We start from the raw sequence: 24367 nt of genomic DNA on the forward strand, positions 1-24367 counted from the left end.
GCGAAGTCGAGACACGTTGCCGTTGCGCGCGGTGTCTCGACTTCGCTCGACACGAACGGGGCAGAGGAATTCAGCCCCGCACCTAGGCAGGCGGCTTGGGCGATCCGGGCAGGCCCATGTAGTAATGCCCGGCATTCATCCCGCCATCGACCGACAGCTCGGTGCCCATGCAGTACCGCGCGTCCTCCGACGCCAGATAGGCCGCCGCCGCGCCGATGTCCTTCGGCTCACCGGCGTATTGCGCGGGGTAGACCCAATAGCCCTTGTCGTATGTTTCCTTGTCGACATTCATCGGGTTGGCCAGCGGGGTATAGATCCCGCCCGGATGGATCGAATTGACGCGAATCTTGCGCGGCCCCAGTTCCAGCGCCAGCGCCTTGGTCAGCCCGCGCACCGCGAACTTGGTCGCGCAATAGACCGATACCGCGTTGGCCCCGGCAATCCCGTCGGCCGAGCTCATGTTGATGATCGCCCCGCCGCCAGCCCGCTCGATCGCCGGGATCGCGGACTGGCAGCCGATGATCACGCCGTTCAGGTTGACGTTGATCAGCGTCGCGATTTCGGTTTCCGAATAATCCTCGAACCCCCGAAAGAACAGCACGCCCGCGTTGTTGACCAGCGTATCGAGCTTGCCGAACCGGGCCTCGGTCGCGGCGATCACGGCGGTCCATTCGGCGCGGCTGGTGACGTCATGATGATGGAACGCGGCGCGCTCCCCCAGTTCATCGGCCAGCGCCTGTCCGGGTTCGTCCAGAATGTCGGTGATCATGACTTCTGCGCCTTCGGCAATGAACCGCCGGACGATCCCTTCGCCAATGCCGCGCGCGCCGCCGGTTACGATTGCTACTTTGCCGTCCAGCCGAATCATCTTATCACTCCCACTAATGCCGCTCTCAGTTCATGGGCGGCGGCGGCCTGACAATACGCAATCATCACCACAACACATAACCCTTTCGGGTAACGCGAATCATAATCGACTGCATATAACGCATTCGTATAACCATCAGGATCGGGAGAATCCTCTGCATGCCGCTGAATCCTCAGGTCGAAGCCCTGCTTGCCATGTTTGCGGCGCTGCCGCCGGTTGACTTCACCACGCTCACGGCCCCGGCGCTGCGCGCGACCAATGACACCCCGCTGGCATTTGGCGAGCCCCCGGCGGTTGCGCAGGTACAGGACCTGTTGCTGGACCTGCCAGGACGCACCCTGCCCGCACGGCTGTATGTGCCGGAAGGTGCCGCGCAGCCTGCCGCGCCGCTGGTGGTCTATTACCACGGCGGCGGCTGGGTGATCGGCACGCTGGAGACGCACGATGCGACGTGCCGTGCGCTGGCCCGCGCGAGCGGCGCGGCGGTGCTGTCGGTCGGTTACCGGCTGGCACCGGAACACGCCTATCCCGCCCCGGTTGACGATTGTTATGATGCGCTGGTCTGGGCAGCGGCCAACGCGGGCGCGCTGGGCTGCGATCCGGCGCAGCTGGCAGTGGCAGGGGATAGCGCCGGCGGCAATCTGGCGGCCGCCGTGGCCATTCTGGCGCGCGATCGCAGCGGCCCCGCGCTGCGTCACCAGTTGCTGATCTATCCGGTGACCGATGATGATTTCACCCTGCCGTCCTATGCCGAAAATGGCGGGGGCGAGTATTTCCTGGGGACCGAGATGATGCGCTGGTTCTGGGACCAGTATCTGGGCCGTGCCGCCGACGCCCCGCTCGCGCGGATTGCCGGAACGCCCGATCTGGCCAGCCTGCCCCCGGCGACCGTCATCACCGCCGAATTCGATCCGCTGCGCGATGAAGGCATGGCTTATGCCGCGCGCCTGGCCGGCGCCGGTGTTCCGGTTGATGCAGCCACCGCTCCGGGGATGATCCACGGGTTCTTTTCGATGTTCCAGCCCGTGCCCGATGCGCTGCCGTGGATTGACCGGGCCGGAGCAAACCTGCGCAGCGGATGGTGCGCCGCGTAGTCATATCATTATTCGCGTAACAAAATGTGACACGTCATGCGCAAATATCAAATTCATCGCGCGCTGACCGGAAAACTCCGCTATACTTTGCGGTAACGGTTACGAACAAAGGCCCTGCGCGGGTTACGGGAGAAGGACTTTCACATGGCCAAGACAGCCGATTACGCCTTGGGCGAATTCACCTATCCGCGTGGCTGGTTCATGATCGGCGCTTCGGCCGATGCCACCACCACCCCCGCAGCCGTCCGCTATTTCGGCGAAGACATGGTCATGTATCGCGGTGAAAGCGGCCGGGTCTTCCTGATCGAGGCCTACTGCCCGCACATGGGCACGCATCTGGCCAAGAACACGTCATCGTATGTCGTGGTCGACAAACAGCACGTCGAAGGCGACGGCATCCGCTGCCCCTATCATGCTTGGCGGTTCGGTCCGGACGGTCAATGCGACGACATTCCCTACTCGCCGGTCAAGCCGCCCAAGGCCGCCTGTGTGAAAAGCTGGAAAGTGGTTGAACGCGCCGGGTGCCTGTGGACCTGGTATGATCCGGAAAACGGCCTGCCCGACTATGAACTGCCCGCGTTCGAACAGTGGGACCAGCCGAACTGGGTCAACTGGAACGTCGAATGTCTGGGCGAACTGGCCTGCCACCCGCAGGAAGTGGTCGATAACATGGCCGACAAGGGCCATCTGGAACCGGTCCACGGTTCCATCGATATGGTCCAGTTCGAGAACGAGTTCGACGGCACGGTGGTGCGCCAGATCCTGACCGCAGGGCACAAGACGCTGGCCGGATCGGGCGCCGAACCCATGACCAACGATACCTGGTACACCGGCCCCGGCATCCTGCAATCGACGATGATCGGCGAATACCCGTCGCACATGCTGATTGCGCACACCCCGGTTGACGACGGTGTGATCAAGGTCTGGTACGGCCTGTTCGTGAAGGTCAAGAACGCCGCGCCCAGCGATCCCGACCGCGAACTCGCGCGCGGTTATGAGCAGGCCGGGGTTGCCGCCTTTGCCCAGGATTTTGAAATCTGGTCAAACAAGCGCCCCTGTATCAATCCGTTGATGGTGCGCGGTGACGGTCCGTTCGACAAGGTCCGCGTCTGGTACAAGCAATTCTATAACCCGCGTGAGCGGGCCGGGGATTTCCAGGCCCGTGTCAACGGCCGCTATGTCACGCGCGGCACGCAGCAGGCCCCGTGGGATACGGCTGCGTAACGGACGGCGATGGCATGAACCGATCGTGCCATCGCCAAATTTCGTAATTTTAGGGAACGCAAACGGGTAAAGGAACATTTTCGGCCTTATTATCGGCAACTTTGCTTTTGTTTGCGTAGAACGATTTGACGCATGCTACGAATTTTGACAGCCTCTCATCCTAAGGACAGCGCCAAGCCTGTCCGGTGAAGGAGAGGGCAGAAAATGATCGTAAAACGATTCGCAGTCCGGCACGCCTTGCTGACGACTGCGGCAGCCGCAGCGCTTGCTACACCAGCCTATGCACAGAGTGCCGATGATGCCGATCCGCAGAGCGGCGGCCTGGGCGAAATCGTGGTGACCGCCAATAAGCGGTCGGAAAACCTGCAAAAGACGCCGATCGCGATTTCCGCCATTCCAGCAGAAGCGCTGGAACTGCGCGGCCTGAGCGAAGCCAAGGACCTCTCCGCCATCGCCCCGAACGTCTCGGTCGTCGGCGCCGCCACCAACGCCACAGCCTCGGTCGTCTCGATCCGCGGCATTCCCAGCCCGGCCGATGAAACCCAGGGCTTCGATTCACCGATCGGGATGTATCTCGACGGGGTTTACCTCGCCCGCTCATCCGCCTCGACTTTCGAAGTGGCGGATATCGAACGGGTTGAAGTGCTGCGCGGACCGCAGGGCACGCTGTTCGGCCGCAACACGACCGGCGGTGCGATCAACTTCATCACCAAGAAGCCGTCCAGCGAAGCCAGCCTGAAACTGCGCGCAGGCGCAGGCAACTATGGCATGTGGACTGGCCGCGTGGTTGCCAATTCGGGCGACATGAACGGCGTGCGGCTCTCCCTCGGCTATCTTCACCGCCAGCGCAACGGCACGGTCAATGACCTGCTCGAACCCAAGAAAAGCCGCGATCCTGGCGCGATGAAGGTCGATTCCGTGCGCGGTGCGATCGAATGGGACGTGACTGATACGTTCAGCGTCTACAACGTGTTCGATTACACCCGGATCAAGGCTGCACCGATGGTGATGCAGCTGGCCGCCGTCGGCGACGGCACGTTCCGCCCGAACGTCACTCTGGGCGGCAACACCTTCAGCCAGGTCCAGCCTGCCAACGTAGCCGGTTACCTGAATGCGGCCACGGTGGTCGAGCCGGGCTGCTCAAAGACTGTATCGCGCACCTTCAGCGACACGATCTGCCTCAATTCGGGCAACCAGTCGGACGACAAGATCTGGGGCAACATGTTCCGGATGGAACTGAACCTGCCGACCATCACCGTGCGCAGCACTTCGTCCTACCGCAACTGGCGCAACGACATCCGCGGCGGCGATCTGGACGGTCTGGGCACCTTGCGCGGACCGCTGTTCAACATCGGCAGCCCCAGTGCACCGTTTGCCACGTTCACCGGCTTCCCGACCTCGGTCCTCACCAATGTCGGCATCCCGGACGGAACCGCCGCGTTCCTGACGGCGGGCAGCGTGCCCACCACCACCAACCCGCTGTTCACCGCCAATACCCTGCGCGGGCAAAAGCAGTTCAGCCAGGAACTGGAATTCGTCTCCACGGCGGAGGGCGGTTTCCAGTGGGTCGCGGGGGCATTCTACTTCAGCGAAAGCGGGTATGAAAACAACGCCCAGCAGTTCGGGTTCGTGCTGGATACCAATCAGGCGGTCTATATCCCGTCGACCATGCAGTCGATCCTGACCGGCTTCGGCTATCCGCTCGCCACCGCGCAGGCGCTGGCCCCGGGCATGGCCGCTGCGTTCCAGGCGGCCAACCCGGCCCGTTACCGGCTCGTGCCGGGCGGTGCGGTGCTGGATTACAAGGCCAGCGGCAATTCGATGGCACTCTATGGTCAGGCCAGCTATCGCCCCGGCGGTGAAGATGGTCCGCTGGGCGTGACGTTGGGCCTGCGCTATACCTGGGACAGCAAGAGCGTTGACCGCACCCAGAACGGGGCCACGCCGTTTTCCGCCGCAGAACTGGTCCTGAACCGGCGCAAGGCCAGCTTCAGCGCGCCGTCCGGGCACCTGACCGTGGATTACCGCGCGACCGAGGACATCAACCTCTATGCCCGCGCCGCCCGTGGCTACCGCTCGGGCGGGTTCAACTTGCGCCAGTCGACCAGCGTCGCCAGCAATATCGGCCTGATCCCGTTCAACGAGGAACAGATCTGGTCGTATGAACTGGGCGCCAAGATGGAGTTCATGGACCGCATCCGGCTGAACGTGGCCGCGTTCCATAACGTCTACACCGACCAGCTGGCGACGATCCCGATCCCGATCCAGGGCGGCGGCAGCTTTGGCACGCAAGTCGTCAACGCGGGCAAAACGACCTACACCGGGCTCGAAGTCGAAGCCGCGTTCCAGATTACCGACAATTTCTCGATCGACGGGAACTTTGGGTACATCGACGTCAACATCAAGGAGTTCCCCGGGGCGGACATCGGTGGCGTGACGCGCAACATCGCGCCACTGATCTCCGGGGCCGGCTATGCGCCCAAGTACACGGCTTCAATCGCAGGCAACCTGACGGTGCCGGTGGGCGATGCCAAGCTGCACGCGCGAGTGGGTTACAACTACACCTCCGAGTTCGAGATGTTCCCCAACACCCTGACCGCACCGTTCTCGCAGGCCGGGCGCGGTGACGCACGGGGCCTGCTGGATGGGCAGCTGCGCTTTTCCGGCTTCGGCCCGAACGGCGGCATGGGGCTGACCATCTGGGGCAAGAACCTGACCGACAAGAAGTATGTCGCGCGTTCGGTCGATTTCGGCGCGCTCGGCTTTGCCACGGTCATCTATGGCGATCCGCGCACCTTCGGGGCGACGCTCGACGTGGAATTCTGAGGCTTTGACGACCTGGCGGGCCGCAGGGACCGCCAAAGTGAACGGGGCGGCTGTGCAAACGGCTGCCCCGTTCTCACATTGTGCCCCCTAATCGGACAACAAATGGCCCGGGGGGAATTGCGGTTTTCCGCGCCCCGCGTATGGAACAAGGAACGCTCACCCAGACAGAGGACCAAGCCCGGCATGACCCAGGCCGCCCCGCCCGCCACTTTGCCCGACCAGTTGAAGCAGGTCCTGCGCTATCTCCCCGCGCCGGTCGGGATCGTGACCAGCTTCGATCCGGAAACCCGCGCGCCCGTCGGGCTGGCGATGTCGGCGCTTATGCCGGTTGCGCTCGATCCGTGCTCGATGGTGATCGCGGTCAACCGGTCCGGGTCCAGCCACGCGAGCATGCTGGCGGCGGGGCGCTATTGCATCAACCTGCTCGATACCGGTTCGCACAGCCACATGACCCCGTTCGCCAGCTATGATGCGCGGGACCAGCGCTTCACCCAGGCCGACTGGAAGCAGAACGGCGACGTCTGGTATATCGACGGGGCACCGGCCAACATCTTCTGCGAAGTGCGCGAAATGCTGTCGTTCGGGACGCATGACCTGCTGATCGGCGAAGTCTATGACTTGCGCACCACCGGCGGTCAGGAAATCCTGGGTTGGGCCAACGGCACGCTGGGCCGCCTTACCCCGCTCTGAACTTTTCTGCCGGAATGAACCGGCAGCGCCACAATCGGCCCAACCCCGCCCTTTCCGGTTGCCTGCCCGCGCGGGGCGTGGCGAAGTGGATGCCTGCACGCGCGGCTAACCGCGGCGGGATCGGAGCGGCCTGATGAACATTCCCTACCTTCTGCGCGGCGTCATGCCCGTGGGCACTGACAGCAGCGTGCTGGTATCCTCGTCCAAATACCTCAACAATCCGCGCCTGCGCGAATGGCTGGCCATGATCCTGCTGCGCAGGAACGGCCCGGACATGCCCCCGCAGGCCGAAATGCACGAGTTTCTGGGCATTCTGGACGAGCTGCGCGATTATGCCGAGATCGAGGAGCGCTTCACTGCCGAACGCCGGGTCAACCCCCGGCTCGACGCGTGGTTCCGCGAAGGGCACGTGTCGAACTACAAGATCGACGATTTCGCACAGTATGCCCCCGGCACGCTGGGCGGTATCTTTCATGCGCAGATGACCGGCGGGAACTATGAAATCCAGATCGTGCCGTGGTCAGAACCGAAGACCCAGCTGGAATTCTTCAACCTGCGGTCCGGCCAGACGCATGACTTCGAACATATCCTGACCGGCGGCGGCTTCAATTTCATGGGGGAACTGGTCCCCTACTGGTACCGGCTAACCAACGTGCCGCGCTTCTTCGTCGATCAGCACCTTGCCACCGAGGTCAACCTGATCCAGATTTTCGGTTCGCTGCGCTACACCATCCGCACCGCGCTGCATTACCCGGAAGTCTGGGACACCGCCGTGCAGTGCATCCAGCGCGGCATGAAGGTGGGGCAGGACAGCGACGCACTGTTCCTGATGAAGCTGGAGGATGCGTTCCACCTGCCGCTGGAACAGGCGCGTGCAGCGCTGGGCGTGCGCGGTGCGGTGGACGTGGATACAGACCGCGAAGGCGCCTTCTGGGCCGAACGCGGCGAACTTTGAGAGGGATGAACGGCATGGCGGAATATGACCTGGTGGTGCGCGGCGGCACGATCGTCGATGGCAGCGGCGACGCGCCCTATGCGGGCGACATCGCCATCCGGGGCGACCGGATCGTCGCGGTCGGCGACTGCCCCGGCACGGCTGCGGAAACGGTCGATGCAACCGGCAAGTTCGTGACGCCGGGGTTCGTCGATATCCACACCCATTACGATGGCCAGGCAATCTGGTCAGAGGAACTGTCGCCATCGTCCTCGCACGGGGTGACAACGGTCGTGATGGGCAATTGCGGCGTCGGCTTTGCACCCTGCCGCAAGGAAGACCACGCCACGCTGATCAAGGTGATGGAAGGGGTGGAGGACATCCCCGGCGTCGTCATGGCCGAAGGCCTGCCGTGGGACTGGGAAACGTTCCCCGAATACCTCGACGCGCTCGACGCACGCCGCCGCGATATCGATGTCGCCGCCTATCTGCCGCACAGCCCCTTGCGCGTTTACGCCATGGGCGCGCGCGGCGCGCAGCGCGAACCGGCAACCGCCGCAGACCTTGCCCGGATGCAGGAACTGGCGCGTGAGGCGATGGAAGCCGGGGCGCTGGGCTTTGCCACGTCGCGGCTGATGATCCACAAGACGATGGACGGCCAGCACATCCCCAGCTTCGATGCCGACAACGCCGAACTGATCGCGATCGCGCAGGCCCTGAAGGACACCGGCAAGGGCGTGGTTCAGATGGTGCTGAACCTTTATTCGGGCTGGGAATCCGAATTGTCGCACCTGATCAAGGTGGTGGAAAGCAGCGGTCGCCCGGCGACGTTTACTTATGCCGTGGCCAACACCGGCCCGGTCACGCCCGACACCGATCTGGCGCTGGTCAACGCCGCCAATGCCGCCGGGGCAAAGATCAGCCCGCAAATCCTGCCCCGCCCGATCGGGATCGTCGCGGGGTTTGACCTCTCGACCCATCCGTTCTGCCTCTGCCCCAGCTATCTGCCGATCGCGGGCCTGCCGCTGGACCAGCAACTGGAACACCTCAGCGATCCCGAATTCCGCGCCCGGTTGATCGCCGAAGCGCCGGAGGAAGGCCACCCGCTGGCGCAGCTGTCGCGCAACTGGAACTGGCTGTTCCCGCTGTCCGATCCGCCGAACTATGAACCCTCCGCCGAAACCAGCGTCGGCGCGCAGGCCCGGGCGCAAGGGCGCTCGCCCGAAGATGTGGCAATGGACCTGCTGATGAACGGCGGCGACGGTCAGGGCATGCTCTACAACGCGCTGGGCAATTTCAACGCGGGCAAGCTAGATGCGCTCTACGAGCTGATGCAGCGCGATGACGTGGTGCTGGGTCTGGGTGATGGCGGCGCGCATTACGGCGCGATCTGCGATGCCAGCTATCCCACGTTCCTGCTGACCTACTGGACGCGTGACCGCGCCGGGCCGCGGCTCGACTGGGCCAAGGCGATCCGCGCCCTGTCTGCCACTCCGGCTGACGCGGTTGGCTTGCATGATCGCGGTCGGCTGGCCCCCGGCTACAAGGCTGACGTCAACGTCATCGATGCCCAGCGGCTGGCGCTGCACCGCCCGGTGGTAAAACGCGACCTGCCCGGCGGCGGGCGGCGCCTGGATCAGGCCGCAACGGGCTTTGCCGCAACGATCGTTTCCGGCGAGGTGATCCGCCGCGACGACCGCGCCACTGGCGCCCGCCCCGGTCGGCTGGTGCGCGGAGAGCAGGCTGCGGCGGCGTGACCGTCACGCTGGAATCCCTCGCCGCCCGCATTGCTCAGCTGGAGGATCTGGAAGCGATCCGCCAGCTCAAGGCGCGCTACTTGCGCGGCTGCGACCTGAAACAGGTTGACGTCGTGCGCGATACCTTGCTGCCAAAGGGTGCGGTGATCGCCTACGAAGGGTTCCCGCCCTTCGACGACCGCGAACCGTTCGTGGAAATTTTTGCCGCAATGGGCTGTCAGCCGGGTGTTTACGACATCCATCATGCGACCAACTCCGAAATCACCTTCACCGGCCCGGACGAGGCGGTGGGCAAGTGGTCACTCAATTTCCACAGCATCATCCTCGCCGCCCGCAGCGTAACGCACATGGGGGTGGAGTATGAGGACCGCTATGTCCGCGAAGGCGGACGCTGGTGGATCGCCGAAACCCGCAGCCGCCGCCCGTTCTGCCGGATCGAGCAAGTGGACGAGGCGGGCCACGCCGTCACCATCGCGCTGGGCGATCCGCCCGCCGCATACGGTGCATGACGCGCAATCTTCTGGATAAATCGCGGCCTGCCCTTGGTGAGCCAGACGCTGGTTCGTAAGGCAGCGGCACAATGATCCATCCCATTCCCTCTCCGTTCGTGTCGAGCGAAGTCGAGACGCGTTTGCGCCTGCGTGTCTCGACTTCGCTCGACCCGAACGGAGGTGGCTGTCTGACTGGCGAGGTCTGCCGGTGAGCGGTCCGATCGTCATCGGTGCCGGGCCGACCGGCACACCTGTCACCATCGACATGGAAGAACTGCTGGCCACGCGCCTGCTGGTTCAGGGCAACAGCGGCTCTGGCAAATCGCACCTGCTGCGCCGCGTGTTGGAAGAAAGCGCCGCCATCGTCCAGCAGGTGGTGATCGATCCCGAAGGCGACTTCGTGACGCTGGCCGAACCGTTCGGGCACATCGTGATCGACGCCGCCGCCTATTCCAGCGCAGAAATCGGCCGGCTGGCCGCACGCATCCGCGAACACCGGGCCTCCGTCATTCTGGCGCTCGACGGGCTGGAAATCGAGGCGCAGATGCGCTGCGCCGCGCTGTTCCTCAACGCGCTGTTCGATGCCCCGCGTGAACAGTGGTATCCCGCGCTCGTCGTGGTGGACGAAGCGCAGATGTTCGCACCGGCTGCCGCTGGCGACGTCAGCGATGAAGTGCGCCGCCTCTCGCTGGCGGCCATGACCAACCTGATGTGCCGGGGCCGCAAGCGCGGGCTGGCGGGCGTGATCGCCACCCAGCGACTGGCCAAGCTGGCCAAGAACGTCGCCGCCGAAGCATCGAACTTCCTGATGGGGCGCACGTTCCTCGATATCGATATGGCCCGCGCCGCCGACCTCTTGGGCATGGAGCGCCGTCAGGCCGAACAGATCCGCGATCTGGAGCGCGGCCATTTTCTGGGCCTTGGCCCCGCGATCAGCCGCCGCCCGGTGGCGGTGCGGATCGGCGCGGTCCAGACCGGCACCCGCGCCATCAGCCACGCCTTCGCCCCGCCGCCCGTCACCCCGGCGGATGACCTCTTCGCGCTACTGCATGACGGGCTGGAGGCCGAGCCGGTTTCGGCCAGCGCGCCCGCCCTGCCCCTGCCCAAGCCGGTCGCTGCCGATGTCCTGCTGGACCAGATTACCCTGACCGCCGAAGCCGCGCCGGTGGGCGAACATGATGCGCCGCGCGCAGACCCGGAACCGATCATTGCCGAGATTCTGGCCCAGATGGCGGAAGAACCCGACGCCCCGTTCCAGACCCCGGCTGACCTGTTCCAGGACTTCACCGTGCGCTGCCGGATGCGGCGGATCATGGTGCCGGGGCTGGACGTCACGCGGTTCCGCCGCCGGTTTGCGATGGCGCTGGCGGGCATGGCCGACCCGGCGGATGAGCGCTGGGCCGATGTCCTGCAAGTCGCCCACGCCGTGCCGGAAGACCTGCTCGCCCCATTCCTGTTCCTCGCCCGCGCGGCGCTGGATGGCGCGCCCTGCCCCGATGACGCCAAGCTCGCGCAGATTTACGGCACCCACTCATCGGGGCGCATCCGCCGTTTGCTCGATAACTTCGAGCGGCAGGGCCTGATCGTGCTGCGCACCGATTTCAGCGGCCGGCGAACCGTGACGATCCCGCAGCTGGGCCTGACCAGCGCCGCCGAAGACGCCTGAACGGCTGCCCCTCCCCCGCCCTGTCGGCAGGCGGGAGAGAGGCCACCCCCATCAATGCCCGTGGCCGTCTCCACTGCTGTGGGCCTGACCGGCGGCGGAATTGCCGCTGCCTTCCCACCAGTACGACGGGCGCACGCGGGTGCCGGTGGCCTTCTCGTTCAGCGTGGCCGCATCGTACAGTCGCCCGCCCAGCATCACCGCATTGACCTTTTCGGTGTTGCGGATGTTGTCGAGCGGGTTGGCGTCCAGCACGACCAGATCTGCCAGCTTGCCCACTTCCAGCGTGCCGATATCACGGTCCATCCCCAGCGTTTTAGCAGGAGATACGGTGGCCGATTGCAGCGCCTGCAGCGGGGTCCAGCCGCCCTTGGCAAAGCTCCACATCTCCCAGTGCGCGCCGATCCCGTCCTGCTGGCCGTGCGCGCCGATGTTCACCTGGATGCCCCGGTCGGCCAGTTTGCGGGCCTCCCGCGCGGCCCAGGAGTCGGCATAATCCTCTTCCGGCGCCAGTTCGCGCCGCGCGTTGGCAGCGGCCAGCGTGCCCGGCGGAATATGCGCCTTCAGCAGCGGCTGCTCCCAGACATTGGTGCGCGAACGCCAATACGGATCGCCGCCCGGCCCGCCATACGTCACCACCAGCGTCGGGGTATAGTTGGTGCGGGTCTGCGACCACATTTGCAGCACATCGTTATAGAACGTGCTGCCCGGAACGTTGTGTTCCACCGTCGCGTTGCCGTCCTGGATCAGCGTCATGTCCATGTTGAACAGCGATCCGCCCTCCGGCACGACCAGCATGTTTTCGGCCTGCGCGGCGGCCACCACCATCTGGCGCTGTTCGCGGCGCGGCTGGTTGTAGTTTTTCACGCTCTGCGCGCCCTGCGCCTTCAACCGACGGACATGAGCCAGCGCGTCTTCGTACTTGCCGATATCAGCAAACACCCCGGCCGCTTTCGCGCCATAGATGATCTCCCCAGTCGAGAAGATGCGCGGCGACAGGATCAGCCCCGCGCGCTGCATTTCGGCGGCGGCGAAGATCTCGCTCGCGCGGCTGGACGGATCGTGGATCGTGGTCGTGCCCAGCGCCAGATTGGCCTGCGCCGACCAGTTCTGCTGCGGCACCAGTCCGTCCACGCCCTGCGGGCCGTGGGCGTGGGCATCGATGAAGCCGGGCACCACGGTCTTGCCAGCCAGATCGACCGAGGGCGTCCCCGCTGGCACCGCCACGCTGCCGCGCGGGCCGATGGCGGCAATCCGGTCACCCTTGATCAGGATCGTCGCATCCTCGATCACGCCGCCATCCGCGCCCGCCATCGTCACCACCCGTGCGCCGGTCAGCGCCACGGTGCCGGTCGGCTTGGCGGCGGGAACCGTCCGCGCCAATGACAGGCCGGACTGCGGCGGCTTGTAGCCTTCGCCATAGGCCTTGGCCGTATCGGCGCTGAACAGCACCGGACCGATGCTCCAGTGCACCGTATTGCCGCTGCCTGAGAAGTGGATGAAATCGCCCCCGCCTTCGCTGAGGCGCACGTTGGGCAGCGCGGTTTCCTTCGCGCCCGCACCGACATCCTGCGCGCCCGGCATCAGCGGCATCAGCCACGCTTCATAGTTCTGCCGGAACGCCAGCGCGCGGCCATCGGGCGAGACCACGAATTCGCTGGTCATGTCGCCCGATGCATGGACCCGGCGCTGCTGGCCGCCCATGTCGGTGCTGACCAGTTGCAGCTTGCTGTCGGCCTGCGCCACCGTGAACAGCCGGTCGCCGGTCGCGCCGAACTGCGGATTGCCGCTGCCGCGCACCACCAGTTTCGGCGCGCCGCCGCTGGCCGGAACGGCATAGACGCCGCCGTCGCGGCTCCACTGGTCGGACGTCAGATAGCCGCCAGAGCCAGCCTCGAACACCACGGTCTTGCCGTCGGGCGAAAAGCGCGGAGTGCCGTAATGACCCGGCTCGCTCGTCACCACGCGCGGCGCGCCGCCACTGGCCGCCACCACCTGCACCCGGCCCAGCGCCTTGTCGTTCCAGGCGACGAAGGCCAGCTGCCTGCCATCGCGCGACCAGCTCGGCCACGCCTCAAACGCGTCCTCGTTCCCGCGCGTCAGGCGGCGGGCCTCGCCCCCGGCGGCGGGCTTGACCCACAGCTTGCCGAGCGATTCAAACACCACCGTCTTGCCGTCGGGCGACACCTGCGCCCAGCGGACCATCCTGGTCTGCACGGTATCGGGCGCGACTTCGATCACCGGGTGGACCGAATCCGCGACCACGCGGTCATCCTTCACGCGGAAGGGAATGCTGCGCACCGTGCCGTCCAGCGCCACGCGGGCCAGCTTGCCACCGGTCCACAGCACGACCTCGCGGCTGTCCGCCGTCCAGTCCATGTTGGGATAGACGCCGGTTACCGCCCAGGTTTCCTGCATATCCTGATCGGGCAGGTCATAGAGCTTGCGCTCATTCCCGCTGGCGAGATCGCGGACGTACAGCTTCGACTTCGCGCGTTCGCGCCGCACGAACGCCAGCTGCTTGCCATCGGGCGACGGCGTCGGGCGCACCGCCCCGCCATTGCCGCCCGCGACGCGCAGCGTTTCGCCGCTTTCCAGGTCATAGCGCTCGATCGCGAACAGACCGCCGTTGGAATCCTGCGCGTACTCAAAGATCGGCCCCGGCGTGACATTACGCGAGAAATAGACGCTCTTGCCATCGGCCGCGAAGGTCGGCTCGCCCAGTTCCTTCTGGTGGCGTTCGTTCACCCGCTTGACCAGCGGCACCCCGCCGCCGCCCTCGACATGGAACAGCCAGACCTCGCCCGTGCCGAGCGAGCGCCCGGTGGTGAAATGCTTTTTCGCCACGATGTAGCGTCCGTCCGGGCTCCAGCTGGGCTGGTTCATCAGCCGGAAGTCTTCCTTGGTCAGCGCCTTGCGGTTGCTGCCATCAGCATCCATCAACCAGATGTTGTCGCCGCCGCCCCGGTCCGACACGAACGCGATCCGCTTGCCATCGGGCGACCAGCGCGGCTGCTGGTCATAGGCCAGCCCCTCGGTGATCCGGGTCGGCGTGCCGCCGCTGATCGGCATGGTGTAGATATCGCCCAGCATATCGAACGCGATCCGGCCCCCATCGGGCGAAACGTCAACGTTCATCCACGTGCCCTCATCGGTATCGAGCGCGACCTTGCGGGTCTTGAGACCGGCGGGCGCATCGACATCCCACTTGGGCGGCGTGGTGGCAGTGGCTGGCGCAACAGCGGGTGCGGCGGCTTCCTGCGCGGAAGCGAGCGAGCTGCCCGCAAGCAGCACGGCGGCGAGCGAAAGTCTGGCGATCATGTAGGCAGTGTTCCCTGGCATTTTTGGACCGGCAAACCGGTAATGCCAGGAAAATGGACTGCTCTGCGCTTGCGCGCAAGGGGACCTTGGGCCGCAGTTGTGAATGCAGCAACGGCGCGCGCTGCGGCTGGCCCGAAGGCCCGCCGTCAGTGCGTCATGCTGCGCCGCATCCGGTAGCGCCCTTCGGCGAATTCCTCAAACAGGTCCGTGACCGACGGGTGATCGATCGGCCCGCTGTCCCCGTCCTCGGTCAGGTTCTGCTGGCTGACATAGGCGATATAGCTGCTTTCCCCGTTCTCGGCGAACAGGTGATAGAACGGCTGTTCGCGGTTGGGGCGCACTTCCTTGGGGATCGATTCATACCATTCGTCGCTGTTGGCGAAGACCGGATCGATATCGAACACGACGCCGCGAAAATCGAACAGCCGGTGGCGAACAATGTCGCCAATACCGAAGCGCGCCTGCGTCCGGCGCGGCATTTCGATCCGGCGTCCGGCCTGCGGTGAAAAGAACGACGCTTTGTCCATGCACCCTGTATAGGGATTGTGCGCCTGCGAAACAACGCCGCAACCGGGGCGTTCCCCCGAAAATGCCGGAATGAGGGCTTGGCAAGCCCGACAACATCCGCTAACCGCGCGCTTCTTCGACCGAACGGGCACGTCCCGCTCAGACGGCGATCTCGCGGAGAGGTGGCAGAGAGGTCGAATGCGCCGCACTCGAAATGCGGTGTACGGAAACGTACCGTGGGTTCGAATCCCACCCTCTCCGCCAGTTATATCATCCCGGGAAAGCCCGATTGATCCCGGAAAGTCGCAGAATTCTACGGCCGTTGGGGCTTGATTGCACTTTCTATGTTCTTATATTGTTCTCAATGATCTCCCTAAATCCAGCTTGGAGTGTGGGGGAGATTGTGGGGGCGGGACAGGATGATCGTTCATGGGCCGACTCACGCCACTGCAGATTCGGAACCTCAAGGAACCCGGGCGTTAGAACGATGGCGACGGTCTGTTCCTGGAACTGACGGGACAGAACAAAGGTAACTGGCAGCTCCGCGCTACTGTGAACGGTCGGCGGCGCGATATTGGGCTCGGTTCGCTGACGCCAATATCAGGCCATGCAGGGATAAGTGAAGCAGGTGCCATTCGGCGATTTGAAACTGGGTTGGCAGAGATGCTGATGCCCTCAATCTGGCCGCTGTATCATCCAGATTCGACGCTCCACGGTAAACGGGATGCTGCGCTCCTTGCAGAAATCATCGATCGTCCACAGAACGTCAGGGTGGGTTCTGGCGCAGTCGTCGCCGCACAATATGCCTCCGGGTCTGACCCTCTGGAACCAGTGCGTCACGTCTGCATGGAACACCGGATTGTGATGCACGCCGTCAAGGAAGACGAGGTCGAGACTGTCCCTCGGCCAGCTCAGGAAGTCATCCGGACTGCGGCCCTTCACGGCCGTGATGTTGTCGCAATCCCGTGTGTAATAATCGAAGTTCTCGCGCGTTCCCCAGCTGCCGCGTTCTCGTGACGTCTTGCCGAAATCCTCGCCCGAAACGGCTTCGGCGTCACTCTTGGCTGGTGGCGAAAAGGGGTGCTCGATCGGATCCCAGATGTCGATGCAGGTGATCGAAACATCCGCAGCCACCGATTTGGACCAGCACCAGGACGAGCGACCGCAAAACGGGCCTACCTCCAGCATGGCGCCGCCGGACGGGATTGTGCGGGCCAGCCTCTCAAGTATCTTGAGCTCGGGCTCGGGCATCCACCCGGGTATATCGAGATTATATGGCATGAAGTTCACTCATTCCTCACGCCCTTTCGGACCTGCCATTCGCCCACTGGCCACTTGCCCCATCTGCGCTGCGGTGCCGTGGTTCGATGCAAGCCACGCCGGTCACAGCCCCGGATAAGTCTGATGTGCGTCATTGGGCCACTTGAAGTTGGTGTGGGTGGCAGAGACGCTGAAATCGAGCGCCGTTACCTGGTGCCACCAGCCGATAGGTATGAACAGCGCGTCACCCGGTGCCAGAACGATCTCATAGGTCTGCACATCGTGAGCCAGCGGATAGCTGGCTTCGTCGATATCCGTGATGTCGACCATGCGGCTGAACACATGGTCATCGTTGTACAGCTTTCCGTACTGGGACGGCGGGATCATGATGATACGCTTACGACCGCGAATCTGGACGAGAAGGTTGTTGGTCAGATCGTGATGGAGCGGGGTGAATGTTCCTTCACCGCCGATCCAGAGCATCCCCCGTGCCCCGGATGCCTCGCCATCAAGAACCGCATCGATATTGTCCAGATCGGCATGGAGCGGCTCGATCGCGGCTGCGTTGGACGCCGAATTGTAGGCCGTCATATACAGGTCGTTTGCTGCGCCCGGCTGCTGGATTTCGTTGATGAAGCGGCTGAACGGCATGGACTGGCGAAAGGCGTCCTTCTGCCTTTCGTAATTGCCACCGGCATTGCGGCCGGCCTGTACCTCGACCGGACTGTCGCCAAGCCGGGCTGCCAGATACTCAGGTGTCCAGCGCATCAGCGCCGACCAGTGGCCGATGGCATTGCCGAGAATGACGGGACGGCCCGGGGCGTAATGTTCGTCGAGGAATTCGTCGCCGCTGATGTTTTCCTTCCGGAATATGGCGCTCGCCTGCGCGGAAAGGCTCCGGCACCGCTCTTGTGTCTGCAGGATCCAGTCGCGCTTCAAAGTTCCGACATCGTCCGTCTGCCGCGTTTGCGGCGGATTGAGATCGTGGTGCGAAACCGGGCATTTCGGCTCGGGAATGTCTGGCTTCAGGGCCCCGCCAAACGGCTGTAGATGCAGCTTGGTCTGGTGATCGCGGATGGCCGTTTCGCCGTGCGGATCGATCCCGCGGTAATAGAGCTTCTGCCACTTGTCCTTCGGATCGGCGGGGCAACTGATCGCGACCTGCTTGTGAAAATCGTCCCGCAACTGGCTCCATTTTTCGAACTGGGCTTTCAAGTCGGCATCGTCATCGATGGACAGGTACTGCGGCTCGATTGCCTCGATGATGTTCCGCTGCACGGGAGCAATGAAGCAGAAGGGTTCGTTCTCCTCGAACCGGACCCGATGATTGGCGCGGGTGAAGCGCCAGTTCATGGTGAAGGTGTAGGGCGACCAATCGGTTTCGATGATGCCTGAAAGCGGGCTAATGCCATCCTTTGCCGCATTGGGCAGGCCGCTGACCGACAGGTTCCAGCCCGGAGAAGTCCGGAACAGGCCAGCAACGTGGAACGTGATGGTGCCCAGTCCGAACAGGGCGACCGGCGCATCGTGCGGTTCTGTGCCTTCATCCGTCAGAATCGTCACATCTGCCGCCATCGGGCCGCCGTTCCAGACCGCTTCGAAGCCACATGGGCTCAGGATTTCCCAGCCGTGGGAATTGCCGATTGCCAACGGCAGGCAGCGATAGGGAAAGGCTTCGGGAGCAGTATCCATCCAGTCGCGGCGGGTGGATGCCGGACGGATGCGGGGCTTCCAGCCGTCATACAGATAGCACTTCAGTTCCATTCAAAGTGTCCTCCGTCGGTTATGGTGCGGCCCCTGGCCGGTCGGTCGGCTCCTGCATGGCAAAAACCTGATAAATCGATGCGATTTCCGGCAGGATGTAGGTGATCCCGGTCGTGTTGGTGAAAGTCGTCCGCACGACGGTTTCATAGAAATTCGCGGGCACATTTATGCATCCGAAGGAGATGCGGTTGTCGAGAACCGAAGGACTCTGCAACCGCTTCAGGCGACGCTCGGCAGGGTTGGTGGTGATGACCGGATGCAGCGACATCGAGGACACGTAATCGATCCACAAGATGTCCTTGTTTGCCTGATTGTGGCCGGCAGACGTGATGAAGCGCCCGGCGGCGGTAATACGTTCGCTCGATGAGATGGCCGACAACTTGCGCGAGCCAATGTCTGCCGGAGCGATATCGCCCTTTGCCATTCCGAGCAGGACGGGGGCTGCACCGCGCAGCAGTCCGACCGCATCGAAGACAAACACTTTCGCGTTGACCTTGTCGACAATGATGAAGGGCAGGCCCTGATTGTCGGCTTGCAGGACAACCCAGTCGGCAACCTGTCGCGCTTCGCGCGACGCATCCTCACCGCGGAAATCGGCTTGTCGATGAATCTGAGCAGGGGGAAGCTCGCTGCTGGCGGTCGCCGCTGAAACAGCATCGGACATGAGCGGCCCTGCGAGCAGGAATGCAACCATTCCAACCCACTGGCGGGCCGGACCTGAGGCGATCCGGCCCGTGTAGATCATTCTGATTGGGGCGTGGGTCAACATCCTTGCATCGAAGCCTCAGTTTCGATCCTGCTTGGGCGGATAGACCGGCGGCGGAGCAATGACCGGGGGGACATAGGGCGGCGGCACCCGCTCGACCGGTGGCGGCGTGATGACCTTGGGCGGAGGCAGGTTCACGCCCGGCCCGAAGACCTCTAGCGGAACAAAGCCGGAAGGCGGGATCACCATGATCGGCACGCCTGGAATCGGCGTCCGCGGCACTTCTGGCACCCAGGGTGGAGTCGGAGTTGGTGTCGGCGTCGGCGTCGGTGTTGGCGTCGGTGTCGGCGTCGGTGTCGGCGTCGGTGTTGGCGTCGGTGTTGGCGTCGGCGTCGGCGTCGGTGTTGGCGTCGGCGTCGGCGTCGGTGTTGGCGTCGGCGTCGGTGTTGGCGTCGGTGTCGGAGTTGGCGTCGGTGTCGGTGTCGGCGTCGGTGTCGGAGTTGGCGTCGGTGTCGGCGTCGGTGTTGGTGTCGGTGTCGGTGTCGGCGTCGGTGTCGGAGTTGGCGTCGGCGTCGGTGTTGGCGTCGGTGTCGGTGTCGGAGTTGGCGTCGGCGTCGGCGTCGGCGTCGGCGTCGGTGTTGGCGTCGGTGTCGGCGTCGGCGTCGGTGTCGGAGTTGGCGTCGGCGTCGGCGTCGGCGTCGGTGTTGGCGTCGGTGTCGGAGTTGGCGTCGGCGTCGGCGTGATGGTCGCAGTCGTCCTGAATGTTTTCGTGCAGCAGGCCTCGACCAATGCGTAACTGTCCGCGTTGGTGCCACCCAGGCTGTAACCTGTGTAGGTAATACCAATGTCCGATCCCGGCTCGGCCGTATCAAAAACCGCAGTACTGTCGGGCGCGGCGATCAGAGTGACGCCTGTCGGAAGGCCGGTCACCACGGTCCCCTTGAATCCGGTGAGCGTCGCAGCCGTTGTGCCGTCCGCAACCTTGTCGCCAGCGGGAAACACCAGCATCCGCTGCTTCAGCGTGGCGCCATTGGTCAGGGTGAAGTTGACCGAATAATCCGACGGTGTGGCATAGGACGTCGGATTGTAATTGACGACAGCGGCGGCATTCGGACCCGTGACGGTTACCGGTGCAGCGTGACTGCCGAAAATGACAGTGCCGCCGGCAACGCCCGGCCCGGTTCCGCCAGCGCCGGCAATCAGGGTGAGCCCCGTCGCCAAGTCGAGGCTCTGTGACGGAATGGTTGAGCCACGCGTCAACGTGATTGCGCCGTCAATGCTTAGATCGAGTCCGGCGCAGATCGTGATGTTTCCGTCAGTAGTAGTGAGGGCCGAGGCGAGGCCGAGAACCACGTTGCGGCCAGCGCCCAGCAGGATGGAGCCATTGGTTGTGGTGATGGCGCTGTTCAGATTGATATCGCGGCCGCAGCACACAACAAAATTTCCGTTTGTCGCGGTGATGGCGGCATTGATGTTGACATCGCGCACTGCCAGCAAGGTCAGCGTCGTCGTGCTGGGGCTTGCTGTCCAGGCGATCGCGTCGTTGACTATGATATCTCCATTGCCGGTGAGGCTGGTGTACAGGTTGGTCACCGGCGGCGTGCCGGCTTCAGTTGCATCGGAACCGGCCAGCGTGTTGATGACAACGCTGTTGGTGACGAGCAGCGCCGAAAGCGTCGGGCCGGAAATATTTCCTCCGGCACCGATGATGAAATCGAACGGGTCGATCAGCCAGGTGCCCGTGACGCCGCCCGGAGCTGCCGTTGTGACAAATGCCGTATCGGCGATCATGACATTTGCGCCCGACGTTTCGATCATACCGCCGTTGCCGCCATCGGGCGCGCTTGCATCCAGCGTGCCGTTGACTGCCACCGTGCCGTTAACCATGTCGCCCAGGAGCCAGATGGCCCCCTCCCGCGAGCCGAAGGTTTGCGCTTCGATTACCCCTGTGTTGTTCACCGCGGTCTTGAGCAGTTGACCGGCCGCCTGTGCTGTCAGCACAACTTGCCCGCCTTGTGCAACGATCATCCCGCCATTCTGGACGAGCGCGCCAACGGCTCCGGTGTCAACGGTGACCTTCAGCAAGCCATCGCCTGCAACATCGAGCGTTATGGCCTCGCCCGCTGCCAGGGCCACAGTGCCGAGCCGTGCGCGGATCAGCCCCTGATTGTCGACGCTGGCTCCCAGCATGGCGACATAGCCGCGATCGGCAACGTTGATCGCGCCCCGGTTGAGCACGGCACCACCCGTGCCGGAAAACCGGTAATTTCCTTCCATAAAGTTCGCGTCCGTCAGGTCCAGTGTGGATGCGACCAGCCCCCCCACATTCACCTGCGCACCCTGGCCAAAAAGGATGCCGCTGGGATTGACGAGGAAAACCTGACCGTTGGCAGAGAGGTTTCCGAGGATTTCGGACGGATTGGTGCCAATTACCCGGTTCAGGACGACCGAATTGCTGTCCGGCTGGACAAAAGCGACCGACTTACCTGCCGCAATATTGAAAGTTTGCCAGTTGATGACCGCATTCTGGCTCGACTGCTGGATCGTGACGGCATCCGTGCCACTCGCAATGCTGGCGGACCCGGTAACAACCTGTCCGCCCGTCGGCAAGCTCTGTGCGTGGCCGACCGAGACCAGAAACAGGGAACCGATCAGGCCGCAGGCGACTTCCATTGAAAGGCCGGTCAGAGCGGTTGAACACGTCCACCTCTTGCTATGGTTGCCTGAGGGCGATCGCCTGGCATGAATGGCGTCGGTGATGATTGCTCTTGCGGGCGAATGATGATTGCGGTTCATGAAATTGTCCTTGGTTTCTGACCCAGGCCAGCACACGTTGTCAGAAGAATTTGGCGATCTGTATCCAGAACCTGCCCGAACGATCGGGGGCCGAAGTGGCCGCAGTGTTGCCGATCTTGCGCGAGTAGGCGGCCTTCACGATGAAGTTGCCGGGGTCTGACCAGGTAACACCTACGCCATAGCCGCTGCGATGCGCGCTATTGCTTCCGGCAAACCAGGGATTCTTGGCCAAGGTGACGGCCCCTGTGTCCACGAAGCCGATCAATTGGACCTGCCCCGGTAAGCTTGCCGACAAGGCGGGCAGCGTCAGCCTTGCCTCGATGGTGGCAAGATAGCCCTCGTCACCATAGGCCTCGCCCTCAGGATAGGCGCGCACACCATAGGCGCCACCCAGTTCCATCCGTTCTGAGCTGTCGAGGTTCTTGGAGGCCAATTGCCCTCTGATCGACCCATAAAGCGAGAGCGGGCCGACCAGAGTCTGCAGGCGTGATGCGCTTAATTGCAGCTTGGCATAATTGCCATCGCTGCGCGCCGTAAGGGCATCGTCCGCAAGATCAAGCGGGGTCTTCAGCCGCAGCGTACCGATGGTCGCACTGATCGAGTAGGTGCTCCAGGCACCTCCGCCCAGGCTATCGTGGAAGCTCCCGTTGAGGCCCACCATCAGCGAGCGCGTTGTCCGATCAGTTTCCGACCCGGTCAGGCGGACCTTATCCTTGAACCATTTGGCCTCTGCCGCTGTGACGAAAAAGAGATTGTGATCGCGTGATCGGATCAGCGGATAGCTGGCATAGATGCTGGCGATATCCGCCGTGCCGCTGGCGTCGAGGCTTTTGAACTCGCGGCCCAGGGCATACCGGATATGGGCATAGGACACGCCCACGGTCGCCAGGCCAAACTGCGTCTGATAAGCAACGCGGCCATAGACCATGCCAAGGTTTGAAGCGAGCAGACGGAAGCTGGCCACATCGCCATGTCCCGTAATGTTGTTGAAATTCACGGTGCCGCCAAGCCGGTATTCGCCAGTGTAGCGGTTGCCGGCATTGTCCGCCTCGATCACGCCGGTTACGCGCCGACCAGGCTCGACATTCACGACAAGATCGGATGTTCCCTCCAATGTGCCGGGCTTCAAGGTGGCGTTGACAGCAACGCCGGGGATGTCAGACAATAACAGAAGCCGTCGTTCCAGCGGGGCGCTGGCCACCACATCACCGCTGTCCAGCCCATGCAGCACCGCGCGAGCCTGTCTGTCCCCGAGGCTGGAATGGTTCTGGACGTCAATTGCTCCATAGCGTCCCTCGATCACTGCTATGGTCACCCTGCCGCCGCTGACGTCCTGTGCTGGCACATAGGCCTGCGCCAAGGGATAGCCGCGGCTGTTGTAATAGTTTGTGATTTTCATGGCCGCGTTGCGCAGGTCGCCCAGAGCAAGTTCTCCACCCGGCTTGAAGCCTGTCGCTGCGATCAGTTCACTTTCAACAAAGACCGTTTGCCCAGTGACATGCAACGCATCGACGCGAATTCTGGTGCCATCCGATGCCGAGGCAACTGGCGTATCTTTCGATGTGATCCTTATGTCAGGGATTGTTATCCGCGATTGGGGGGGTGGCGGGATCTGCTGTATTTGCTGGCCAGCATCGGGCACCTGCTGTGCCAATGCTCCCTGGCTGGTCGTTACAAATGTAGCGGTTATCAAGCAGCATCTGAATAGCGTCATAGCCGTTCCCCAATACCAGCACCCGTTGAAACAAAAATGATTCGATAAGAATCAGATGAAGCACATGAACATTCGAAAATGATAACCGGGGGGACGGGAAGTTGTTCCGTCGGTGGTTAGATAAATTCGGACCCTATTCATGTCGGAATCGACGAATTTTCATTCGTTGGATGAGAGCCCGATTCAAATGTTCATCAAGCGTAACAGCACCTTGCGGTACGGTGTGTGACCATTCGGATCGAGGCTATGAGCGCCGATGTGGTTGAAGAAGCGATGGAACGCTCCCAATCTTCGGCCAATCGTTGGCGTCGGCCCAGCCATGCGAACGTCCGCTCGACACAATGCACAGCAACGCGCTCACGACCTCGCGAATGTCCGTCGCGCCGCTGCCAGCCAGACTTCGCCGACGGGATGAACGGCGCGGTGAGTGGTCACTCGCGATCGGTCAAATCGGATGATCTGGCCACTCTGCAGCATCTGGCTGGACGTGCTCTTTCCTTGGCCAATGTCGTGGTGGTGACCGGCGGCGCATCGGTTGGTGAGCGGGACTACGCCAGGGCGATGTTCGCCGAACAGGAACTTGAGCCGCTCTTTACGAAGGTCGCGATCAAACCCGCAAAGCCGATCTGGATCGGCTGCTCACATGGCTTGGCCGGCTTCTCCGAAAGCGGACTGGCAGCATATGGCGGCCTTCCTAAGGAGCTGGGCTGCTTATTGCCTGCGCCACAATCCCGGATTTACGATGCGTAACC

General features: G+C 63.4%; 17 protein-coding genes, 1 tRNA gene and 1 pseudogene. 10 read left to right on the forward strand and 9 right to left on the reverse strand.

Features of this window, described 5'->3' with window-relative positions:
- Nucleotides 1-82: 82 nt before the first annotated feature.
- Nucleotides 83-868, reverse strand: a complete 786-nt coding sequence (locus Q8Q53_RS00745; RefSeq protein WP_305699832.1) for a glucose 1-dehydrogenase — start codon at nucleotides 866-868, stop codon at nucleotides 83-85.
- Between the two features lie 158 nt (nucleotides 869-1026).
- Here Q8Q53_RS00745 and estDL136 point away from each other — a divergent pair, with 158 nt between their 5' ends.
- The 8 genes from estDL136 (at nucleotide 1027) to Q8Q53_RS00785 (ending at nucleotide 11550) form a co-directional block, all read left to right on the forward strand.
- Nucleotides 1027-1962 carry a chloramphenicol hydrolase gene (gene estDL136, locus Q8Q53_RS00750; protein ID WP_305699833.1) on the forward strand — a complete coding sequence of 312 codons (936 nt, stop codon included), beginning with the start codon at nucleotides 1027-1029 and terminating at the stop codon, nucleotides 1960-1962.
- Between the two features lie 144 nt (nucleotides 1963-2106).
- Entirely contained in the window at nucleotides 2107-3186 is a 1080-nt protein-coding gene (locus Q8Q53_RS00755; RefSeq protein WP_305699834.1) for a Rieske 2Fe-2S domain-containing protein, read from the forward strand.
- A 204-nt stretch (nucleotides 3187-3390) separates the two neighbouring features.
- Nucleotides 3391-6012: a TonB-dependent receptor gene (locus Q8Q53_RS00760; protein ID WP_305699835.1), complete on the forward strand. Its 2622-nt coding sequence runs from the start codon at nucleotides 3391-3393 to the stop codon at nucleotides 6010-6012.
- A 183-nt stretch (nucleotides 6013-6195) separates the two neighbouring features.
- Nucleotides 6196-6702, forward strand: a complete 507-nt coding sequence (locus Q8Q53_RS00765; RefSeq protein ID WP_305699836.1) for a flavin reductase family protein — start codon at nucleotides 6196-6198, stop codon at nucleotides 6700-6702.
- Between the two features lie 133 nt (nucleotides 6703-6835).
- Nucleotides 6836-7657 (forward strand): hypothetical protein, encoded by an 822-nt coding sequence (locus Q8Q53_RS00770; protein WP_305699837.1) that lies wholly within the window; start codon nucleotides 6836-6838, stop codon nucleotides 7655-7657.
- A 14-nt stretch (nucleotides 7658-7671) separates the two neighbouring features.
- The gene (locus Q8Q53_RS00775; RefSeq protein WP_305699838.1) at nucleotides 7672-9393 is read left to right on the forward strand and encodes an amidohydrolase family protein; all 1722 of its coding nucleotides are present in this window, start codon (nucleotides 7672-7674) and stop codon (nucleotides 9391-9393) included.
- Nucleotides 9390-9902 carry a nuclear transport factor 2 family protein gene (locus tag Q8Q53_RS00780; protein WP_305699839.1) on the forward strand — a complete coding sequence of 171 codons (513 nt, stop codon included), beginning with the start codon at nucleotides 9390-9392 and terminating at the stop codon, nucleotides 9900-9902. The genes Q8Q53_RS00775 and Q8Q53_RS00780 overlap by 4 nt, the downstream gene beginning before the upstream one ends.
- Nucleotides 9903-10092: 190 nt before the next feature.
- The gene (locus Q8Q53_RS00785) at nucleotides 10093-11550 is read left to right on the forward strand and encodes an ATP-binding protein (RefSeq protein ID WP_305699840.1); all 1458 of its coding nucleotides are present in this window, start codon (nucleotides 10093-10095) and stop codon (nucleotides 11548-11550) included.
- 51 nt (nucleotides 11551-11601) lie between these two features.
- Here the strand turns inward: Q8Q53_RS00785 and Q8Q53_RS00790 are convergent, their stop codons facing one another.
- The gene (locus tag Q8Q53_RS00790; RefSeq protein ID WP_305699841.1) at nucleotides 11602-14868 is read right to left on the reverse strand and encodes an amidohydrolase family protein; all 3267 of its coding nucleotides are present in this window, start codon (nucleotides 14866-14868) and stop codon (nucleotides 11602-11604) included.
- A 146-nt stretch (nucleotides 14869-15014) separates the two neighbouring features.
- Complete coding sequence (gene hspQ, locus Q8Q53_RS00795) at nucleotides 15015-15395, reverse strand: heat shock protein HspQ (RefSeq protein ID WP_305699842.1); 381 nt, start codon at nucleotides 15393-15395, stop codon at nucleotides 15015-15017.
- Nucleotides 15396-15551: 156 nt separating this feature from the next.
- On the opposite strand from hspQ, the gene Q8Q53_RS00800 reads away from it, so the two are divergent.
- Nucleotides 15552-15639: transfer RNA gene (locus Q8Q53_RS00800), tRNA-Ser, on the forward strand.
- 411 nt (nucleotides 15640-16050) lie between these two features.
- Here the strand turns inward: Q8Q53_RS00800 and Q8Q53_RS00805 are convergent.
- The 6 genes and pseudogenes from Q8Q53_RS00805 to Q8Q53_RS00830 form a co-directional block, all read right to left on the reverse strand.
- The gene (locus Q8Q53_RS00805) at nucleotides 16051-16656 is read right to left on the reverse strand and encodes a class I SAM-dependent methyltransferase (RefSeq protein WP_305699843.1); all 606 of its coding nucleotides are present in this window, start codon (nucleotides 16654-16656) and stop codon (nucleotides 16051-16053) included.
- A 102-nt stretch (nucleotides 16657-16758) separates the two neighbouring features.
- Complete coding sequence (locus tag Q8Q53_RS00810) at nucleotides 16759-18399, reverse strand: DUF6065 family protein (protein ID WP_305699844.1); 1641 nt, start codon at nucleotides 18397-18399, stop codon at nucleotides 16759-16761.
- 19 nt (nucleotides 18400-18418) lie between these two features.
- Nucleotides 18419-19144: a L,D-transpeptidase gene (locus Q8Q53_RS00815; protein WP_305699845.1), complete on the reverse strand. Its 726-nt coding sequence runs from the start codon at nucleotides 19142-19144 to the stop codon at nucleotides 18419-18421.
- A 39-nt stretch (nucleotides 19145-19183) separates the two neighbouring features.
- Complete coding sequence (locus Q8Q53_RS00820; RefSeq protein WP_305699846.1) at nucleotides 19184-21901, reverse strand: filamentous hemagglutinin N-terminal domain-containing protein; 2718 nt, start codon at nucleotides 21899-21901, stop codon at nucleotides 19184-19186.
- A gap of 40 nt (nucleotides 21902-21941) precedes the next feature.
- Nucleotides 21942-23555 carry a ShlB/FhaC/HecB family hemolysin secretion/activation protein gene (locus tag Q8Q53_RS00825; protein WP_305699847.1) on the reverse strand — a complete coding sequence of 538 codons (1614 nt, stop codon included), beginning with the start codon at nucleotides 23553-23555 and terminating at the stop codon, nucleotides 21942-21944.
- A gap of 254 nt (nucleotides 23556-23809) precedes the next feature.
- Nucleotides 23810-23953 (reverse strand): annotated as a pseudogene (locus Q8Q53_RS00830) (IS5/IS1182 family transposase); the annotation flags it as partial.
- A 73-nt stretch (nucleotides 23954-24026) separates the two neighbouring features.
- On the opposite strand from Q8Q53_RS00830, the gene Q8Q53_RS00835 reads away from it, so the two are divergent.
- Nucleotides 24027-24365: a molybdopterin-binding protein gene (locus Q8Q53_RS00835; RefSeq protein ID WP_305699848.1), complete on the forward strand. Its 339-nt coding sequence runs from the start codon at nucleotides 24027-24029 to the stop codon at nucleotides 24363-24365.
- The last annotated feature ends 2 nt before the right edge of the window (nucleotides 24366-24367 follow it).

It is taken from the genome of Novosphingobium sp. (assembly GCF_030699305.1).
Taxonomy (GTDB): domain Bacteria; phylum Pseudomonadota; class Alphaproteobacteria; order Sphingomonadales; family Sphingomonadaceae; genus Novosphingobium.

Bases quoted from the DNA above. Each gene is read 5' to 3' on its own strand.
- Q8Q53_RS00820 (WP_305699846.1), bottom strand. From the start codon at position 21,901: ATGAACCGCAATCATCATTCGCCCGCAAGAGCAATCATCACCGACGCC.
- Q8Q53_RS00805 (WP_305699843.1), bottom strand. From the start codon at position 16,656: ATGCCATATAATCTCGATATACCCGGGTGGATGCCCGAGCCCGAGCTC.
- Q8Q53_RS00745 (WP_305699832.1), bottom strand. From the start codon at position 868: ATGATTCGGCTGGACGGCAAAGTAGCAATCGTAACCGGCGGCGCGCGC.
- hspQ (WP_305699842.1), bottom strand. From the start codon at position 15,395: ATGGACAAAGCGTCGTTCTTTTCACCGCAGGCCGGACGCCGGATCGAA.
- Q8Q53_RS00760 (WP_305699835.1), top strand. From the start codon at position 3,391: ATGATCGTAAAACGATTCGCAGTCCGGCACGCCTTGCTGACGACTGCG.
- Q8Q53_RS00770 (WP_305699837.1), top strand. From the start codon at position 6,836: ATGAACATTCCCTACCTTCTGCGCGGCGTCATGCCCGTGGGCACTGAC.
- Q8Q53_RS00835 (WP_305699848.1), top strand. From the start codon at position 24,027: ATGAACGGCGCGGTGAGTGGTCACTCGCGATCGGTCAAATCGGATGAT.
- estDL136 (WP_305699833.1), top strand. From the start codon at position 1,027: ATGCCGCTGAATCCTCAGGTCGAAGCCCTGCTTGCCATGTTTGCGGCG.
- Q8Q53_RS00755 (WP_305699834.1), top strand. From the start codon at position 2,107: ATGGCCAAGACAGCCGATTACGCCTTGGGCGAATTCACCTATCCGCGT.
- Q8Q53_RS00765 (WP_305699836.1), top strand. From the start codon at position 6,196: ATGACCCAGGCCGCCCCGCCCGCCACTTTGCCCGACCAGTTGAAGCAG.
- Q8Q53_RS00810 (WP_305699844.1), bottom strand. From the start codon at position 18,399: ATGGAACTGAAGTGCTATCTGTATGACGGCTGGAAGCCCCGCATCCGT.
- Q8Q53_RS00815 (WP_305699845.1), bottom strand. From the start codon at position 19,144: ATGATCTACACGGGCCGGATCGCCTCAGGTCCGGCCCGCCAGTGGGTT.
- Q8Q53_RS00790 (WP_305699841.1), bottom strand. From the start codon at position 14,868: ATGATCGCCAGACTTTCGCTCGCCGCCGTGCTGCTTGCGGGCAGCTCG.
- Q8Q53_RS00775 (WP_305699838.1), top strand. From the start codon at position 7,672: ATGGCGGAATATGACCTGGTGGTGCGCGGCGGCACGATCGTCGATGGC.